This is a genomic window from Seohaeicola sp., assembly GCF_048006315.1.
GTDB lineage: Bacteria > Pseudomonadota > Alphaproteobacteria > Rhodobacterales > Rhodobacteraceae > Seohaeicola.
Window position 1 is genome coordinate 1,684,574 of record NZ_CP180350.1, and the last position, 18,962, is coordinate 1,703,535.

Consider the following 18,962-nt stretch of genomic DNA (forward strand, 5'->3'; position numbering starts at 1 on the left):
TCAATCGTTCCTGTCCTTGGCCGCCATGGCGGCGCGTGCGCGGGGGCCGTGAAAATATTCGTGCACCCAGGGATGATCGACATTCAGCATGTCCTGCATGGTGCCGCTGACCAGCACGCGCTTTTCCGCCAGAACGGCAATCCGGTCACAGGTTGCATGCAGGGTATCAAGATCATGGGTCACCAGAAACACCGTCAGACCCAGTTGGCGCGACAAGGCCTTGATCAGCGCATCGAAGGCCGATGCCCCGATGGGATCAAGGCCGGCTGTCGGTTCGTCCAGAAAGACGATCTCGGGGTCCAGTGCCAGGGCGCGCGCCAAGCCTGCGCGCTTGCGCATGCCGCCCGACAATTCCGACGGGTACTTGTCGCCTGCCGACCAGGCCAGACCGGACATCGAGATCTTGAGATCGGCAAGGGCGCGGCGCAGATCGGGCGTCAGACCGTCGATGGCGCGCATCGGCACCTCGATATTCTCGCGCACCGTCAGCGATGAAAACAACGCGCCATCCTGGAACATGACGCCGGTACGCCGGTCGATCATGGCGCGCTCTTCCTCGGTCGCGGCAAGCGCATCCTGACCGAACAGGAAGACACTGCCGGCACGGGGGCGCAACAGGCCCACGATGGTGCGCAGCAGGACGGACTTGCCCGTGCCAGAGCCACCGACCACCCCCAGCACCTCGCCGCGCCAGACATCCAGATCAAGGTTGTCATGCACGACCTGCGCGCCGAACTGGTTGCGGATGCCCCGCAGCGAGATGATCGGTTCGTTGTCCATCATATCTCCATCTGCGCGAAGAAGATCGAGAACAGCGCATCGGCCACGATCACCGCGAAGATCGCCGTCACGACCGCGTTGGAGGTCATCCGCCCCAGCGATTCCGCGTTGTTGCCGACCTTCATGCCGGCATGGCATCCGACAACCCCGATGATCACCGCAAAGACTGGCGCCTTGACCATGCCGACGATCACATGGCTGATCCCGGTGCCTTCGATCAGGCGGGTGCGGAACATCGCCGGGGAAATGCCCAGTTCGATCCAGGACATGATCGCGCCCCCCAGAAGACCCATCACATTGGCGATCAGGCCAAGGATCGGCAGCATGAGCAGCAGCGCCAGAATGCGCGGCACAAAAAGGGCCATGGCAGGGTCTATGCCCAGCGTGCGCATGGCGTCGATTTCCTCGCGCATCTTCATCGATCCGATGGCGGCGGTGAAAGCGGATGCCGTGCGACCGGCCACGATGATCGAGGTCAGCAGGATGCCAAGCTCGCGCAGGATCGAGATGGCGATCAGGTCGACGACAAAGACCTCGGCGCCGAACTGCCGCAACTGCGCCGACCCCTGGAAAGCCAGCACGACCCCGATCAGAAAGGCCATCAAGGACACGATGGGGACGGCGCGCAGGCCGACTTCCTGGCAGTGATGCACCAGCGCCGTCAGGCGGAATTCGCGCGGATGCAGCACCGCGCGCCCAAGTCGGGACAGGAAGATGCCAAGATATCCGGTCAGCTCCATCAGGAATGTCACACCGCCGGCCACCGCACGACCGACAGTGGCAAGCCGTTCGGACAGGCCGGGCCGCGTGACCTGCTTCGGGGGGATCTCGGGTAGTGCCGCCGCGACCGTTTTCAGAAGATCCAGCTGCTGGCGGTTGGCGCCGTCGATTTCGGCCAGGGACCCGGCATCGGTCATGCGTTTTTGCAGCATCACGATTGCCCAGGCCCCGGCCGTATCCAGCCTTGTGACCGCAGACAGATCAAGACGCGTCGGCCGCGTCGGCAGTGCCTGCAATGCCGCGTCAAGCCGGGACAGGGTCTGCACGCTCAGGCTGCCCGCAAGACGGATCCGCGAACCGGTATCCTGTTCGCTGACCTCGATCTGCAAGAGACTGGATGCGGCGCCGTTCAAGAAAGCTTCCCCGTATCCAAGCGCTGGCCGAACCGTCACAGGCTCGCAGGCTTGGGCGTCGGGGCTTGCGCGGGATAACCGCCTGACACAAGCCCGGAGCGATACGTCAAAACGCTTGCCTTTGCGCGTCGGGACAGGGCCAGTCCACCTGCGCGGCAATATCCATTCACCGAACTATCCTGTGATCCTAACGCTATCTTCCGACTCTCGCCAGTCTTGCGGCAGCGCGCGATCGCATGCCCGAACAATCGGCCTCTCTTTCGACTTCCCGTGTATTGTGATCTAAACTGGGTGCGACAGGAGATTTACATGAAATTTCGCTTCCCCATCGTCATCATCGACGAAGACTACCGTTCGGAAAACACCTCAGGGCTTGGTATCCGTGCCCTGGCACAAGCGATTGAAAACGAAGGGTTCGAGGTTCTGGGCGTCACCAGCTACGGCGATCTGTCCCAGTTCGCGCAGCAGCAGTCCCGCGCCAGCGCCTTTCTTCTGTCGATCGACGACGAGGAATTCAGCCCCGGTCCCGATCTTGATCCCGTGGTGCTGAACCTGCGCAGCTTCATCGAGGAGGTGCGCTGGAAGAACGCGGATGTGCCGATCTATGTCTACGGCGAGACCAAGACCAGCCGCCATCTGCCCAATGACATCCTGCGCGAGCTGCATGGCTTCATCCACATGTTCGAGGACACGCCCGAATTCGTGGCGCGCCACATCATCCGAGAGGCGAAAAGCTATCTGGAAGGCATCCAGCCGCCGTTCTTCAAGGCGCTGCTGGATTACGCCGAGGACGGGTCCTATTCCTGGCATTGTCCGGGGCATTCAGGCGGCGTTGCCTTTCTGAAAAGCCCGATCGGGCAGATGTATCACCAGTTCTACGGTGAAAACATGCTGCGCGCGGATGTCTGCAACTCGGTCGAGGAACTGGGCCAGTTGCTGGATCACAACGGCGCCATCGGCGCATCGGAACGCAATGCCGCGCGCATCTTCAATGCCGATCACTGCTTTTTCGTGACCAATGGCACCTCGACGTCGAACAAGATGGTCTGGCACCACACGGTGGCACCGGGTGACGTGGTCGTCGTGGACCGGAATTGCCACAAGTCTATCCTGCACAGCATCATCATGACGGGGGCAATCCCCGTCTTCCTCAAGCCGACGCGCAATCATTTCGGCATCATCGGGCCGATCCCGCGCTCGGAATTCGAGGTGAGCGCGATCAAGGAAAAGATCCGCGCCAATCCGTTGCTGGAAGGGGTGGACCCCGAGACGGTCAAGCCCTGCATCATGTCGCTCACACAATCGACCTATGACGGCGTTCTCTATAACACCGAAAAGGTCAAATCGATGCTGGACGGCTATGTGGCGAACCTGCATTTCGACGAAGCCTGGTTGCCCCATGCGGCCTTTCATCCCTTCTATGGCAGCTTCCACGCGATGGGCCGCAAGCGCGAACGCCCCATGCATTCGGTGACCTATTCGACCCAGTCGATCCACAAGCTGCTGGCGGGCATCAGCCAGGCCAGCCATGTCCTGGTGCAGGACAGCCGCGATACCAAGCTGGATCGCCACCTGTTCAACGAAGCCTACCTGATGCACAGCAGCACCAGCCCGCAATACAGCATCATCGCAAGCTGTGACGTGGCCGCCGCGATGATGGAGCCGCCGGGCGGCACGGCGCTGGTCGAGGAAAGCATCGCAGAGGCCATGGATTTCCGCCGCGCCATGCGCAAGGTGGATCAGGAATACGGCCCCGATGACTGGTGGTTCCAGGTCTGGGGCCCCGACGCCCCCGAGGATGAGGGCATCGGACGCACCGAACGCTGGATTCTCAAGAAAACGGATGCCGACGGCGTGCAGCCTTCGGATGGCGAGGATTCATGGCACGGCTTCGGGGACATGGAACCCGGCTTCAACATGCTGGACCCGATCAAGGCAACGATTGTCACACCGGGCCTAAATCTTGACGGGCGTTTCGAGGATTCGGGCATTCCCGCGTCCATCGTCACCAAATACCTGACCGAGCATGGTATCGTGGTCGAGAAAACCGGGCTCTACAGTTTCTTCATCATGTTCACCATCGGCATCACCAAGGGCCGCTGGAACACGCTTCTGACCGAGTTGCAGCAGTTCAAGGACGATTATGACCGGAACCAGCCGATGTGGCGGGTCATGCCCGAGTTCTGTGCGAAACACCCGCGCTACGAACACATGGGGCTGCGCGACCTGTGCCAGCATGTTCACACGCTCTATGCGAAACATGACGTGGCGATCCTGTCGACCGAGATCTACCTGAGCGATCACATGCCCGCGATGAAGCCAAGCGATGCCTTCGCGCAGATCGCGCGCAGGACAACGCAACGGGTTCCGATCGACGACCTGGAGGGTCGGATCACGACCAGCCTGATCACCCCCTATCCGCCGGGTATTCCGCTGCTTATTCCGGGAGAGGTGTTCAACAGGAAGATCGTGGAATACCTCAAGTTCAACCGCGCCTTCGCCCGCGAATGCCCCGGCTTCGAGACGGACATCCACGGATTGGTGCAGGAAACCGGTCCCGATGGCGTGATGGGCTATTTCGCGGATTGCGTGGCGATCTGATCCTGCCCAGCACCGCAGGTTCAGGGCGCAAGCCCGACCGGAAACGTCAGGCCCGCGTGAAGCAAGCGCGGGCCTTTGTTCCTTCAGCGTGACGGAACCACCGTCAGGCTGGAGGCTGATCTGATACCGCCGATCCCGGTCATGCGCACCGCTGGTCCCTTGCGGGTCAGCCCTGGCCAGGCCTGCGTCAGGGCGATCAGCCCTTCCTCAAGTTCCGCACGGGCCAGCGCCTCGCCCAGACAGCGATGCGGCCCGCCCCCGAACACCAGATGCAGGCGCGGATGATCGGTGCGGCGGATATCGAACCGATCGGGGTCGGCATAAAGCGCCTCGTCCCGCATCGCGGACATCATCGACAGCGACAGCACCCGGTAGGCGGGGATCACCACGCCCGCGGCCTCGATCGGCTCCAGCGTGAAGACCGGGATCGAGCCGATGGAAGGCTCGAACCGCAAGCCCTCGGCCACGGCGCCTGCGGCCATGGCGGGATCGGCGCAGACCTGATCCCATTGGTCACGATGATCCAGCAACAGCGAAACCAGTACCGTCATCGCCGCGCGGGTGGTGTCCGCGCCACCGATGATCACGGTCACGATCTGCGTGATGATCTCGGTCGGGGAAAGGTCACCCTCGGCATCGACACGGGCGACATAGGCGCTCAGAAAATCATCGCGGGGATTGGCGCGGCTGTCCGACAACAGCCGGTCGACATAGGCGTGCAATTCGGCGGCGGCATCATGGATATCGTCGAATTCCTCGGGCAATGTGCCGAAGGCCAACCCCTTGGTCATGCGATAGACAAGGCTGGTGAACTCGGGCACATCGGCTTCGGGGGCGCCCAGTATCTCGGCGATGGTGCGGGCGGGCAATTGCGCCGCAAAGCTGTCGCGCAGGTCCAGCGCCTCGTCGGGAGCCCAGTCCGCCACAAGCCGGTGCGCCGCACGCCGGATCGACGGGCGCAGCATGTTCATCAGCGGATAGGCGAAGGCGCGCGCCAGCGGCGTGCGGCGCCGCACATGATCGCGCCCATGCGACAGCAGCAACGTCTCGCGCGCCCAGTCAAGGAACGGCCCTTCGGCCACCCCGGCGGCTTGCATCCCTTCGACGCCGATCTGGCGGATCCTCGGATCGCCGAACATCCGCTGCACATCCGCCGCGCGCAACATCATGGCAGAGCCATCGCTGAACCCGGCGACGGGGCCAAGGGTCCGCGCGATCCGGAACATGCCATGCGGATCGGCCATCAGCGCCTTGAAAGGCATGCGCACAAGGCCGCTATCCTCCATCAGGTAGGGCTGATCGGGCCTGCTATCCTGTTGTGGCCGGGATTCCGTCTGCATTGGTCGCTCCTCGGGACGGGCCATGCCGAAACGGTGGACCCTGGCCCGTCAGGCTGTCGCATGACTTGCCCATAGTCAAACCCTGCGTCGTCCCGCAAGGCCCATGCCCTTGCGTCGCCTGTCAGGTCACAATGGCAAGCCGGTCCTGGCCGGATCAGGCCTGAGGGCTGTCAGGGTCGTAGAATTCCGAGTTCTGTTCGCGCACGGCAAGCCACCAGCCGGACTGCTGCGGCCAGCTTGCGAAATCCACGTCATGCCCCAGGAACCGGGCCGCATGCAGCGCCCACATCGGATCGACAAGGGCTTCGCGCGCGATGGCGATCAGATCGGCCTGCCCATTTGCCAGAATGGCCTCGGCCTGTTCGGGATGCGTGATCAGGCCTACTGCAATCGTCGGAATTGCGGCCTCGTGCCGGACCCGTTCCGCATAGGGCACCTGAAAGCCCGGCTGGCGTTTTGCGCCCCGTGCCGATGTGGCACCGCCTGCGATCCCACCCGAGGAACAGTCGATCATGTCGACCCCCGCATCCTTGAGTGCGCGTGACAGGGCGACCGTATCCTCCAGTTGCCAGCCATCTGGCATCCCATCGACCGCCGAGGTGCGGAAAGCCAGCGGAATGTCGTCCGGCATGGCGGCCCGCACGGCGCGCGCGATCTCCAGCGGCAGGCGCATCCGGCCTTGCAGGTCGCCGCCATAGGCATCCGTGCGCCGGTTCGAGACCGGCGACAGGAAGCTGTGAACAAGATAGCCATGCGCGCCGTGGATCTCGATCAGCTTGTAGCCTGCGGCCAGCGCGCGGCGGGTCGCGGCCACGTAATCGCCGATCAGGGACTGGATGTCGGCAAGGCTCATTTCCTGCGGCACCGGCCAGCCATCAGCCACCGGGATCGCGGAGGGTGCCACCGGGGTCCATGGCATGTCGCCACGGGCGAAATCATCCGCATTCAGCGGGCCGTTCCCGAACCAGGGCCGTTGCATGCTGGCCTTGCGACCGGCATGCCCCAACTGGATCGCGGGCACCGCACCGTGGCGCAGCGCGAATTGCGCGATACGGGCATGGCCGGGGATCTGGCTGTCATCCCACAGGCCGGGGCAACCATGGGTGATGCGCCCCTGTTTCTGCACGGCCGTGGCCTCGGTGAAGATGATCCCGGCCCCGCCGATGGCAAACCGTCCCAGGTTCACCAGATGCCAATCCTCGAGGTGACCGTCATGCGCCGTGTACTGGCACATCGGCGATATCACGACGCGATTGCGCGAGACCACGCCGCGCATCTGGAAGCCTTGGAAAAGAAGCGGCGCTGTCGGCATGTGGTTCATCCTGCATGAAGTTCATCGGGCACGCCCGACCGGGCGCTATCCCCACAGATGTCACCGAGAACGGCGGGAAGTTCAACCTGTCGCCGCGCGGCGCAGGTCCCGCGCCCGCACTCTGCCCCCCCATGACAGCCCGCATGAATGCAAGCCCGAGATTGATGCGGGCGATCCTGTCGGATAGATCAGGACGGGCGTGCTTTCCGCGAAAGGATCATCATGCCGAGCCCCAAACGCAAAGTCATCATTTCCTGCGCCGTGACGGGTGCCATTCATACGCCCAGCATGTCGCCGCATCTGCCGGTTACCCCCGCGCAGATCATCCAGCAAAGCCTGGACGCGGCCGAAGCCGGTGCGACGATCCTGCACCTGCACGCAAGGGACCCCGAAACCGGCCGCCCCACGCAGGACCCGGATGCGTTCCGCGCCTTCCTGCCGCAGCTCAAGCAAGCGACGGGCGCGGTTCTGAACCTGACGACCGGCGGCAGCCCGCACATGACCGTCGAGGAACGGATGCGCCCCGCAGCAGAGTTGAGCCCCGAGGTCGCATCGCTGAACATGGGATCGATGAATTTCGGCCTGTATCCGATGCTGGACCGGTTCACGGAATTCCAGCACCCCTGGGAGCGGCAGCATCTGGAAGCCAGCCGTGACCTGGTGTTCAAGAACACCTTTGCGGATATCGAACACATCCTGAAGATCGGGAATGCCAATGGCACCCGCTTCGAATTCGAATGCTACGACACCAGCCATCTTTATAACCTGGCGCATTTCGTGGATCGCGGGTTGGTCAAGGCCCCGTTCCTTGTGCAGACCGTCTTTGGCCTTCTGGGCGGTATCGGTGCCCATCCCGAGGACGTGGCCCATATGAAACGGACCGCCGACCGTCTGTTCGGGGATGCCTATATCTGGTCGGTGCTGGGGGCTGGGCGCAACCAGATGGCGGTGATTGCGCAGGCTGCGTCACAAGGCGGCAACGTGCGCGTGGGGCTTGAGGATTCGCTGTGGATCGCGCCCGGCAAGCTGGCCGAAAGCAACGCGGACCAGGTGCGCAAGGCGCGCGAGATCCTGTCCGGCCTCAGCCTTGAGGTGGCCACACCGGACGAGGCGCGCGAGATGCTTGGCCTCAAGGGTGCGGCGAACGTCGCGTTCTGAGGCATTCCCGGCCCTTGGCGCGGCCCTTCAAGCCCGCGTCACGCGCGCCTGGCGACCATGTCGATCTCGACCAGGGCACCGACCGCAAGGCCGGTGACCCCGATGCAGGTGCGCGCCGGCAGCTTGCCCTCTTCGAAATAGCTTTTGTAGGTTGCGTTCATGGGTTCGTAATCGCGGTCGAAATGCGTGAGGTAGACACGCGCCTGCGCCACGTTCTTCAAGCTCAACCCCATGCCCTCAAGGACAAGGATCAGGTTGTCCATCACCCGGCGTGTCTGCGCCTCGACCCCATCGGGCAAGGGGCGGTCGGGTTCACCGGGCCATGTCGGCATCTGCCCGGTCAGGAACACCCAGCCATCCACCTCGGAGGCATGCGAAAAGGTGGCGACAGGCCGGGGTGCGCCGTCGATCATGTGGAATGTGGGATAGGGCATGCGGTTCTCCGTTCGCTGGCGCGGGTGTAGCTGGTCTTTGCGGCCAGATGGCCATGGATCGTGACAGCGGGCAATCGAAACAGCGCCGTCTGATCCGGCGCGCACGGTACGGGTGCGCAATCACGGGCCCGCACCCGCAGAGTGCCGAAAAAACCCGCAGGTTCACAACACCGGGCGAAGGTCCGACGCTGGTTCTGTGGCGCGCTGATAGCGGGCCGCCAAGGTGAATATCGCCGCCTCGTCATGACAGGGGGCCACGATCTGCAAACCCACAGGAAGACCATCGTCCGTCATACCCACGGGCAAGGAGGCGGCGGGCTGCCCTGTCAGGTTGAACGGATAGGTGAAGGTCGCCCAGGACACGATGCTCTTGTCATCGTGGCCGGGGGGCACATCGCGGCCCACGTCGAATGCGGCGACCGGCAAGGTCGGGGTCAGAAGCAGGTCATGATCTTCGAAGAACCGGCGCATCCGTTCGCGGAACGCATAGCGGTCGAAGACCCTGCGATAATAGCTGTCCATGTCCTGCGATACGGCGATCCTCAGGACCTCCAGAACCGCAGGGTCCAGCGTTTCGGGCGCATCCAGCAAGGTCTGGCGCAGCTTGGTGCCAACCCCTGCATAGAATTCCGCCGCCCACAGATCGACCGGGTCATCCATCACATGCTCGACCAGTTCCACCTCGACGCCCAGGCTGGCGATCCTGCGCACGGCCTGGGCGGTGATCCGCTGCACCTCGGGGTCGACCCGGCCATAGCCCAGGGTCAGGCTCCATGCGACGCGCAGGGGGCGGGGGTCGCGCATCGCCGCATCCAGATCGGCCAGCGGCCCCGCAACGGTCGCTGGATCGCGACGGTCATAGCCCGCAATGGCCGACAGCACGGTCGCCGCGTCCTCGACGTTGCGCGCCAGCGGCCCGACATGCGCAAGCGTCGGCGTGGCCGAAGTCGGATAGACCGGGACCCGGCCGAATTGGGCCTTGATCCCGAAGAGGCCGCAAAGCGCGGCGGGAATGCGGACCGATCCGCCGCCATCGGTGCCGATCGCATAGGGCACAAGGCCGGCGGCAACCATGGCGGCCGCACCGCAGCTTGATCCGCCCGGCGTCTTTTCCGTGTTCCAGGGGTTGCGCGTGATCCCGGTCAGCGGGCTGTCCCCGACGGCTTTGCAGCCGAATTCGCTTGTCGTGGATTTGCCAAGGATGACGGCACCAGCCTTGCGAAGCCTTGCCACGGATGGGGCATCATCGGCCACGGGCGCGGCAGAGGTGCTGCGCGATCCGAACCGTTGCGGCATGTCCTTCACGGCAATCAGGTCCTTGATCGATGTCGGGATACCGTCCAGCTTGCCCAGCCTTTCGCCACGCCAGATGCGATTGTCGCTGTCACGGGCGCTGATGCGCGCGGCATCGAAATCGACATGGCAGAACATGTTGAGCCGGGGTTCCAGGCTTTCATGGCGGGCGATCACCGCCTCAAGCAGGTCGGTCGCGGAAAAGGCCTTGCGGTCCAGGCCATCGCTCAGGTCTTCAAGGCTTTTGAAAATGAAATCGGACATGGTCACCCCCGGATCCTGCAGGATCCGATGATAGGCACGTTCCGTTCCGGCGAACAACGCAAACGCGACGGATGCAGCCCCTCGCGCCCGTCAGGCACATGCTGGCAGGTCGATCAGGATGGTCCGCTGGCCGCGGCCAGTTGTATCTGCCGCACAAGCGCTTCGATCGCAGGATCGGGTTCGTCCTTGTTGGGCAACAGCAGGCCATAACGGCCGATGAACCCGTCGAGTTGAACCGCGACCTCGGCAATCAGGCCGGTTTCGATGTAGAACTTCGCCACGGATCGGGGCAACACCGCCAGCAGGTCGCTGCGGCTGATCATGACCGTCGTCATCAACATCGAGGCGGTCTCCAGCCGGTTGACCGGCAAGGGCAGCCCCGCGCGCGCGAAGGCCAGCTCGATCGAGGTGCGCATCGGGCTGGGTCTTGGCTGCAGGATCCATTCGAACCGTTGCAGGGTGTCCAACGAAAGATCGTTCTGACTGATCAGGGGATGATGGGCGGCCGCGACGATGGACAACTCCTCAAGCCAAAGCGGCTCGAAGCGGATGTTTCCCATGTCCAGATGCTCGACAGGGCGGCCCAGCGCCAGATCAAGCTGCCCCTCGTTCATCGCGGCAATCAGGTGATCCGAGGTGGACACCGTCAGATTGACCAGCGGCCCGGCACCTTCCGCCATGACCGTCGAAAAGACGCGCGTCAGAACATCGGGCACCGCTTCCATGATCGCGCCCAGACGGACGGTGCCCAGATCGCCGCGCATCATGGCGTCGACCTGCGATTTCAGCCGCGCGGTCTCGGACAGGATGGTGCGGGCATGGCGGGCAACGGCCACGCCGAAGGTCGTCGGTTCCATCCCCTTGCCGGTCCGGTGGAACAGATCCACGCCCAGCGTACGTTCCACTTCCTTGAGAAGCTTGGTGGCCCCCGGCTGCGACAGGTTCAGATCGCGGGCCGAATTGTGGAGGTTGCGGGTTTCGATCAGGCTGGCCACAAGCGCCAGTTGCTTGAAACGCAGGCGCGACAGGGTCGCCATGTCAAAGCCGCTCTGCACGCTGAATGTCCTTCGCACTGACGGGCGCCGCGGATCTTTCCAGTCCGGGCCGGGTGCCCCTGAAGAACAGTCTAGCATTCTCATCGGTCGGGATTCGAGCCTTAACTTCGTTGATGAAGGTCTCGATCCGGCCCCATACGGGACCGGATCCTGTCAGTGCCCCCAGCGCAAGACCAGCGGATCAAGCGGGCGCAGCAGGCTGATCAGACGGCTGCGGATATCGGGGTGCAGAGGTTCGATGGGGTGGCGGCAGTATTCGGAACGGATCACGCCCCCTTCGACCATTGCCGCCTTGCAGGAGCGCCAGCCGCATTGACGGTTTTCATGGTTCACGGCAGGCAGGATGCGCGCATAATGCGCCACCGCCGCATCGATCCGGCCTGCGTGATATTCGGTGATCACCGGCTTGATCTGATCGACGATCATCCCCGACGTCATCGACCCGGTGGCGCCTGCATCAAGATCGGCCAGCAGGGTGATCGCCTCTTCTCCGTCGAATGGACCTTCGATGGCGTCACCACCCTCGGCGATAAGCGCGCGCAGCTTGTTTGCGGCCTGCGGAACTTCGATCTTGAAGAGTTTCACCATCTCGATCTCGCGCGCCATTCTGACCAGCAGGGGCACAGGCAGATCGACACCCGACATGGGGGCATCCTGGATCATGATCGGAATGCCCACCTCGCCCACGGCCTGAAACTGCTCATAGGTCTGCTTGGGCGAGCCCTTGAGCACCGCACCATGATAGGGCGGCATCATCATCACGATATCCGCACCAAGGTCCTTGGCGAAGCGCGCCCGTTCCACCGCGATCTGCGTGGCGAAATGGCTGATGGTGACGATCACCGGCACCCGGCCCGCCACATGTTCCAGACAGAGCCGCGTCAGCATCGCGCGCTCGTCATCCGCGATCAGGAACTGTTCCGAAAAATTGGCAAGGATGCAGATCCCGTCCGCGCCCTGATCGATCAGGCAGTCAAGAACGCGGCGCATCCCTTCGGTGTCGATGCTGCCGTCGTCGTGAAAGGGTGTTGGCGCAACGGGCCAGATTCCGGCGTATTGGGTCATGGTGCAACATAGCTCGTCTTGACATGGGTATAGAATTCGCGGGCATGGCTGCCCTGTTCGCGGGGGCCATGGCTGGACCCTTTACGCCCGCCAAAGGGCACGTGGTAATCGACGCCAGCCGTAGGCAGGTTGACCATGACCATGCCCGCCTGCGCATGGCGGCGGAAGTGGCTTGCGTGCTTCAGCGATGTTGTGCAGATCCCCGCCGACAGGCCGAATTCCGTGTCGTTGGCCGTGGCAAGGGCCGCGTCATAATCGGCGACACGGATCACGCTGGCGCAGGGGCCAAAGATCTCCTCGCGGCTTGACCGCATGCTGTTGGTGGCACCTGCAAAGATCGCGGGACGCTGGAAATAGCCTGGCCCGTCAAGGGTTTCGCCGCCGCGCACCTCGCAGCCTTCTTCGCGCGCAAGGGCGACATAGCGCAGGTTCTGGTCCAACTGGCCTTGATCCACCACGGGGCCGATCTGGGTCGCTGGATCCAGCGCATCCCCCACCCTGAGGGCGGCTGTCGCGGCATTCAACCTGTCCAGAAACGCATCGTGGATACCGTCAGTCACGATCAGTCGGGACGAGGCCGTGCAGCGCTGCCCGGTCGAAAAGAACGCGCCGTTCACACAGGCACCGACAGCGACATCCAGGTCGGCGTCGTCCAGAACCACCATCGGGTTCTTGCCGCCCATCTCCATCTGGACCTTCTTGCCCGCTTCCATGCATTGCACGCCGATCCGGCGCCCCGTGGCAACCGATCCGGTAAAGCTGATGGCGTCGATGCCGGGATGTTCCACCATGCGCGCACCCACGGTGCTGCCGCGTCCCATCACAAGGTTGAAGACCCCGTCCGGACAGCCCGCATCCTTGAGGATGCTGGCGATTTCCCAGGCGCAGCCGGGTGTCAGGTCCGCCGGTTTCAGGATCACGCAATTGCCGTAGGCCAGTGCGGGTGCGGCCTTCCAGACAGGGATCGCGATGGGAAAGTTCCAGGGCGTGATCAGGCCGACAACACCCAGGGGTTCCCGTTCGACAAGGACCTCGACACCGGGGCGGACCGATTGCACGGCATCGCCGGTCAGGCGCAATGCCTCGCCCGCGAAGAAGCGGAAGATCTGGCCCGCGCGCATGACCTCGCCAATGCCTTCGGCCAGGGTCTTGCCCTCTTCGCGCGACAACAGCCGCCCAAGTTCATCCTTGCGGGCAAGGATGCGCGCGGCGGCCCCCTCCAGTACGTCATGGCGCACCTGGGGGCTGGCACCGGCCCATCCGGGAAAGGCCGTGCGGGCGGCTTGCACCGCCGCGTCCACCGCGGCCGCATCGCCCCGCGCATACTGGCCGATGATGTCGGCGGTATCCGAGGGGTTGATGTTCAGCGCGGTGTCGATTCCGGCCAGCCATTCGCCACCGATCAGGTTATGAAACGCGGCCACGGTCATTCCGTGATCTCGAAATGATGCAAATGCTTGTCGGTGATCGTGATGCCAAGTCCTGGCTTGGTCTCATCCAGATCAATAAAACCATCCACCGCATCGGGATCACCCTCGAAAATGTAGTAAAACAGCTCATTCCCGACCTCGACATCGAAGACGGGGAAGTATTCGCTGATCGGACAGTTCACGTTTGCCATGGTCAGGTGATAATTGTGCATCTGCCCGGCATGCGGGATCACGGGCACCTGGAACGCCTCGGCGATGGCGTTGATCTTCTGGGCCGCCGTGATGCCGCCCACGCGGTTGGTGTCATACTGCATCACGCTGACCGCACCCGAGCGGATCAGATCCGCGCAACCGATGACCGAGAATTCATGCTCGCCGCCCGAGATCGGCACGATGTTCATGGCGTTCAGTTCGCGGTAGCCGTTCACGTCATCGGCGATGACCGGCTCTTCCAGCCAGCGCGGTTCATACTTGGCCAGCTTCGGCAACATGCGCTTGGCGTAATCGAGGTTCCAGCCCATGTAGCATTCCAGCATGATGTCGCGGTCCCAGCCGATCACCTCGCGCACGGCCTCGACCCGCTTGAGGTTCTCGCGCATGCCGGCCATGCCATCCTTGGGACCATAGCCGAACCGCGTCTTGAACCCCTGGTAGCCTGCATCAACGGCTTCTTGCGCCTCGCGCTGCATCTCTTCGATCGAGGCGGCGTAGAGCTTGGAATAATAGACAGGGATCTTTTCCTTGGTGCGGCCGCCCAGAAGCTTGAACACCGGCTTGCCTGTCAGCTTGCCCATCAGGTCCCAGATCGCGATGTCGATGGCGGAAATCGCGGTCATGCCGATCCCCTTGCGCCCCCAGGCATGGCTGCGGCGATACATCTTTTCCCAGATATAGGCGTAATCGAAAGGGTCCTCGCCGATGATCAGCGGGGCAAACCAGTCGTCGATGGCCTTCTTGACCACGGTGGGGGCCAAGGCCGCGTTGCCGATGCCGATGGTTCCGTCTTCGGTTTCCACCTCGCAGGTCAACCACTGGTGAAAGCGGAACGAGGACATGGCATCCCCCTTGATCCACAATGCATCTGACGCATTGGTGCAGAAATTTCCCTGCGGCGGCACGGTCGGGCCGGTCCAGTTCCAGACGCGGGTGCGAACAGATTTGATCTTCATGGGTCAGTCCACTTGTTATGATGATTTGAAGGAACGGGCGCGGCGGCCCATGGTGCTTGCAATGGTCCATGCCGCCCGCATCGGGCCGACATGGGCCTTGCCTTGACCGCGAATATCGAAGGCGGTGCCATGCGCCGGGGTGGTGATGGGCACGGGCAGACCGCCCTGCACGGTCACCCCCTGCCAGAAGCCAAGCAGCTTGATCGCGATCTGGCCCTGATCGTGATAGAGCGTCACGATGGCATCCAGTTCCTTGGCCACGGCCTTGAGAAAGATGGTGTCCGAGGGATATGGCCCCTCGACCGGCAGCCCCATGGCACGGGCGCGTTCAACGGCGGGGCCGATGATCTCGATCTCTTCCGTGCCGAAATTGCCGTTGTCACCGTTATGCGGGTTCAGCCCGCAGACACCGATCCGGGGGTTTTCATGCCCCGCCTCGCGCAGTGCTGCATGGATCAGGCGCGCGGCTTCGATGATCTTGTCCCCGGTGATGAGGTCGGCCACATCGCGCAGGGCAACATGGCTGGTGACGCGACTGGTCCAGAGACCTTCCATCACGTTGATCTCGGACACGGTGCCGTTATGGCCCAGACGGTCGGCGAACCAGTGCAACTCGTCCGACTGGGTCATGCCCGCCGCATGCAGCGAGGCCTTGTTGAGCGGCGCGAAGACCAGCGCATCGGCCTGGCCGCGCGCGACCATGTCCAGACCATACCCCAGCGTATCCAGACAGTGCTGCCCACCTGCTGCCGTCGCTTCAGCCCGCGCCCATCCGCCATCGGGGGCGGTGCGCCCCTTGGACAGGAACAGCGGCAGATCGGGGGTCTGGCCCAAAGCCGCAGGATCGGTGACACGGCGATACGGGAACTCTGCGCCTGCTATCGCCATGCCATCCTGCAACTCGGCCTCATCCCCCAGGATCAGCACATGGGCCATGTCGCGCGCCTCGGGATCAGCCAGAAGCCTGGCCACCAGTTCGGACCCGATCCCGGCGGGATCGCCAAGGGTCAGGATCAGGCGGGGTTTTGGATCGGTCATTGCAGATACTCCGTCAGGCCCAGCGATACGAAGGGCACATAGGTGACCAGCAGCAGGATGAAGGCCAGCACCGCGATGAAAGGCAGGTTGGTGCGGGTGGTTTCCCAGATGCCGGCCTTGGCGATGGAACAGGCCGTGATCAGCACCGAGGCCACCGGCGGGGTCTGCTGCCCGATGGCAAGGTTCAGGGTCACGATGATGCCGAAATGGATCGGGTCGATCCCCACCTCGCGCACCAGCGGCAGCACGATCGGCACGACAAGGATGATCGCCGCCGCCCCGTGCAGGAACATGCCAAGCATGAACAAGAGCAGGTTCAGAAGCGCCAGCACGACCCAGGGGTTCGTCGTGAACTCGGTGATCTGCGCGGCCAGTTGCTGCGGCACCTGCGCCTGGGTCAGGAACAGACCAAGGGCTGCGGATGTGGCAACAAGGAACATCACGACGCCGGTCTGGCTGATACCGTCCAGCATGGTCTTGCGCAGGCGGCGCACATCAAGGTCACGGTAGATGAAGAGACCGATCACCAGTGCCGCCAGCACCGCCAGGCCCGCGCCTTCGGTCGCGGTGACAAGACCCGAAAAGATGCCACCCAGGATGATGACCGGCATGGTCAGCGCCCAGAACGCCTCGCGGAAGGTGCGCCAGACGTTGCACAGATCGAAACGCTCGTCGCGCGGCAGGTTGTAGCGGACGGCGAGAAGGTAGGTCACCACCATCAGGAGGAACCCGCCCAGAACGCCCGGCACGATACCAGCGACAAACAGCTTGAGCACCGAGACTTCGGCAATCGCGCCGTAAAGGATCATCGGGATCGAGGGCGGAATGATGATCGCAAGCGATGCCGAGGATGACGTGATCGCCGCCGCCATGGTGCGGGAATAGCCACGCTTCTTCATCTCGGGGATCAGCACGGTGCCGGTGGCCGCGACATCCGCCACGGCAGAGCCCGATATTTCGGCAAAGACCATCGACACGCCGATATTGACCATGCCCAGGCCACCGCGCACGAAACCGATCAGCGCCGTGACGAAGTTGATCAGCCGCACCGAAATGCCCGAGGTGTTCATGAGGTTGCCCGCAAGGATGAACAGCGGAATGGCAATCAGCGGAAAGGAGGTGGCGCCGGTATAAAGCGCGATCGCCACGTCATAGAGGCTGGAGGTGCCTGACGTCATCAGGAACCCTCCGACGGCGACCAGGCCGATGGACACGGCGATGGGCACGTTGATCATGATGAGCGTGATCAATGCCATGGTGGTCAGAAGAAGGATCATTTCGACTTGTCCTTGTCTTGCCGGATCTCGGCCTCGGCTTCGGCGATGGCATGGGCGATCTCGGCATGTTCGGCGTCGATCCCGGCGGCTGCGTCACGCAGGGCGCGCGGCAAGGTCAGCAGGGTGCCGATGATCATGAGGACAGCCGTCAGCGGGATCACCGCCTGCACGATGTCGAGGGTCAGCCATGGCAGGCTGAGCAACGAGTCATAGGCCGCAACCGCCAGCACGTGATACCCGAACCATGCGATCAGCACGAAGAAGGTCAGCACAAGACCTTCCGACAGCAGCGTCAGGGCGACGGCAAACCGGCGTGGCAACGCGGTGACGAGGCCGCCAAACCCCATGTGCGCCCGCATGAAGACGGCATAGGTCGCGCCGAAATAGGTCAGCCAGGCGAGCAGAACGCTGGCCAGTTCGTCATACCAGCTGGGCGAGGCCCCGAAATAGCGCATGGTGGTCGCGTAGATGACCGCGAAAGTCAGCGCCAGAAGCAAGGCCAGACCGATGGTCTCGACCACGCGCAGAAGCGCCTTTTCGATGAGTGAAAGCATGTTGCAACACCAGGGATGGGCCGACCGGACCAATGTCCGGCCGGCACTTGATGATCGGATCAGTCGGCCAAGGCTTGCGCGCGGCTGACCAGATCGGCCCCGCCGGGAACCTGCGCGGCAAAAGCCTCGTAGACCGGGGCGGAGGCCGCGATGAAGGCGGCCTTGTCGGCCTCGTTCACGGCAACACCCGCAGCCTGCACCTTGGCGACCAGTTCATTGTCGGCTGTTTCGCCCTTCTCCAAGGACCAGTCCTGCACATCGGCGGCCACCGCATCGACGGCGGCACGCACATCATCAGGCAGCCCTTCCCAGACCTTGAGGCCTGTCGTCAGGTAGGTCGGCGAATAGACATGGCCGGTCACGCTGAGGTATTTCTGCACTTCCTGGAAATTCGCGCCGACGATATTGGTCAGCGGGTTTTCCTGGCCGTCCATCGTGCCGGTCTGCAAGGCGACAAACACCTCGGAGAAGGACATGGCGGTCGGGTTTGCGCCCCATTCCTTGAACATCGCGACCCGCCATTCGGACGAGGGGGTGCGGATCTTCAAACCGGCCAGATCGGCAGGCGTGTTGATCGGGCGCGTGTTGTTTGTGATGTGGCGGAAGCCGTTTTCCCAGGTCGAGACGACGTGAAGGCCCTGTTCTTCGGCCTTGGGCGCAAGTTCCTGCCGCACGATCTGGGCGTCGATCGCTTTCAGATGCGCGCGGTCCTTGACCAGGAACGGCATCTCGAACAGGCCGAACTCGGGGGACACGTTGGTCATGATCGAAGAGATCAGGGTGAAGTGCACGGTGCCGAGGCGCAGCTTCTGCATCAGCTCCTTCTCGTCGCCAAGCTGCGCATCGGCGTAGAATTCGATCTTGTGGGCGTCACCCAGCTTGGCCTGCAACTCCTCGGCAAAGCGTGCAGCGCTCTGACCTTGCAGGCTGTTGGATGCGGCGCCGACGGCCACGATATAGGTATCGGCCATGACGGGAGCCGCACCGATCGAGGCGACGGCGAAGATCAGGCCTGCAGACAGGCCTTTCGTGACATGAAACATGGGTTTTCCTCCTCCA

16 protein-coding genes are annotated in these 18,962 nt (G+C 63.2%); 2 read left to right on the forward strand and 14 right to left on the reverse strand.

Going from position 1 to position 18,962, the window contains the following annotated elements; genetic code table 11:
* Together ACMUJL_RS08535 and ACMUJL_RS08540 are read right to left on the reverse strand one after the other, a co-directional pair.
* The gene (locus tag ACMUJL_RS08535; RefSeq protein WP_068291677.1) at positions 1 to 780 is read right to left on the reverse strand and encodes an ABC transporter ATP-binding protein; all 780 of its coding nucleotides are present in this window, start codon (positions 778 to 780) and stop codon (positions 1 to 3) included.
* Positions 780 to 1,913: an ABC transporter permease gene (locus ACMUJL_RS08540; protein WP_375568974.1), complete on the reverse strand. Its 1,134-nt coding sequence runs from the start codon at positions 1,911 to 1,913 to the stop codon at positions 780 to 782. Before ACMUJL_RS08540 ends, ACMUJL_RS08535 begins: the two co-directional genes overlap by 1 nt.
* A 309-nt stretch (positions 1,914 to 2,222) precedes the next feature.
* On the opposite strand from ACMUJL_RS08540, the gene ACMUJL_RS08545 reads away from it, so the two are divergent.
* Positions 2,223 to 4,514: an arginine/lysine/ornithine decarboxylase gene (locus ACMUJL_RS08545; RefSeq protein ID WP_068291675.1), complete on the forward strand. Its 2,292-nt coding sequence runs from the start codon at positions 2,223 to 2,225 to the stop codon at positions 4,512 to 4,514.
* A gap of 83 nt (positions 4,515 to 4,597) precedes the next feature.
* On the opposite strand, the gene ACMUJL_RS08550 is transcribed toward ACMUJL_RS08545, so the two are convergent.
* Together ACMUJL_RS08550 and ACMUJL_RS08555 are read right to left on the reverse strand one after the other, a co-directional pair.
* Positions 4,598 to 5,854, reverse strand: a complete 1,257-nt coding sequence (locus ACMUJL_RS08550; RefSeq protein WP_375568972.1) for a cytochrome P450 — start codon at positions 5,852 to 5,854, stop codon at positions 4,598 to 4,600.
* Positions 5,855 to 6,008: 154 nt separating this feature from the next.
* Positions 6,009 to 7,166 carry an NADH:flavin oxidoreductase/NADH oxidase gene (locus ACMUJL_RS08555; RefSeq protein WP_375568970.1) on the reverse strand — a complete coding sequence of 386 codons (1,158 nt, stop codon included), beginning with the start codon at positions 7,164 to 7,166 and terminating at the stop codon, positions 6,009 to 6,011.
* A gap of 222 nt (positions 7,167 to 7,388) precedes the next feature.
* Here ACMUJL_RS08555 and ACMUJL_RS08560 point away from each other — a divergent pair, with 222 nt between their 5' ends.
* Positions 7,389 to 8,324, forward strand: a complete 936-nt coding sequence (locus ACMUJL_RS08560) for a 3-keto-5-aminohexanoate cleavage protein (protein WP_375568968.1) — start codon at positions 7,389 to 7,391, stop codon at positions 8,322 to 8,324.
* Positions 8,325 to 8,362: 38 nt separating this feature from the next.
* Here the strand turns inward: ACMUJL_RS08560 and ACMUJL_RS08565 are convergent, their stop codons facing one another.
* From ACMUJL_RS08565 to ACMUJL_RS08610, 10 genes are all read right to left on the reverse strand, one after another.
* Positions 8,363 to 8,758 (reverse strand): RidA family protein, encoded by a 396-nt coding sequence (locus tag ACMUJL_RS08565; protein ID WP_375568966.1) that lies wholly within the window; start codon positions 8,756 to 8,758, stop codon positions 8,363 to 8,365.
* A gap of 162 nt (positions 8,759 to 8,920) precedes the next feature.
* Entirely contained in the window at positions 8,921 to 10,315 is a 1,395-nt protein-coding gene (locus ACMUJL_RS08570; RefSeq protein ID WP_375568964.1) for an amidase, read from the reverse strand.
* Positions 10,316 to 10,428: 113 nt separating this feature from the next.
* Positions 10,429 to 11,370, reverse strand: coding sequence for a LysR family transcriptional regulator (locus ACMUJL_RS08575; RefSeq protein WP_375568962.1), 942 nt, complete (start codon positions 11,368 to 11,370; stop codon positions 10,429 to 10,431).
* Positions 11,371 to 11,523: 153 nt separating this feature from the next.
* Positions 11,524 to 12,435: a dihydrodipicolinate synthase family protein gene (locus ACMUJL_RS08580; protein WP_068291664.1), complete on the reverse strand. Its 912-nt coding sequence runs from the start codon at positions 12,433 to 12,435 to the stop codon at positions 11,524 to 11,526.
* Positions 12,432 to 13,859, reverse strand: coding sequence for an aldehyde dehydrogenase family protein (locus ACMUJL_RS08585; RefSeq protein ID WP_416914217.1), 1,428 nt, complete (start codon positions 13,857 to 13,859; stop codon positions 12,432 to 12,434). The genes ACMUJL_RS08580 and ACMUJL_RS08585 overlap by 4 nt, the downstream gene beginning before the upstream one ends.
* 2 nt (positions 13,860 to 13,861) lie before the next feature.
* A complete protein-coding gene (locus tag ACMUJL_RS08590; RefSeq protein ID WP_068291663.1) occupies positions 13,862 to 15,034 on the reverse strand; it encodes an L-rhamnonate dehydratase in 1,173 nt (390 codons plus the stop codon).
* A 15-nt stretch (positions 15,035 to 15,049) separates the two neighbouring features.
* A complete protein-coding gene (locus ACMUJL_RS08595; protein ID WP_375568957.1) occupies positions 15,050 to 16,072 on the reverse strand; it encodes a 4-hydroxythreonine-4-phosphate dehydrogenase PdxA in 1,023 nt (340 codons plus the stop codon).
* On the reverse strand, positions 16,069 to 17,349 hold the full coding sequence (locus ACMUJL_RS08600; RefSeq protein WP_068291661.1) for a TRAP transporter large permease: 1,281 nt from the start codon (positions 17,347 to 17,349) through the stop codon (positions 16,069 to 16,071). Before ACMUJL_RS08600 ends, ACMUJL_RS08595 begins: the two co-directional genes overlap by 4 nt.
* The gene (locus tag ACMUJL_RS08605; RefSeq protein ID WP_068291659.1) at positions 17,346 to 17,903 is read right to left on the reverse strand and encodes a TRAP transporter small permease; all 558 of its coding nucleotides are present in this window, start codon (positions 17,901 to 17,903) and stop codon (positions 17,346 to 17,348) included. The genes ACMUJL_RS08600 and ACMUJL_RS08605 overlap by 4 nt, the downstream gene beginning before the upstream one ends.
* A gap of 59 nt (positions 17,904 to 17,962) precedes the next feature.
* The gene (locus tag ACMUJL_RS08610; RefSeq protein WP_068291657.1) at positions 17,963 to 18,946 is read right to left on the reverse strand and encodes a TRAP transporter substrate-binding protein; all 984 of its coding nucleotides are present in this window, start codon (positions 18,944 to 18,946) and stop codon (positions 17,963 to 17,965) included.
* Between the last annotated feature and the right edge of the window lie 16 nt (positions 18,947 to 18,962).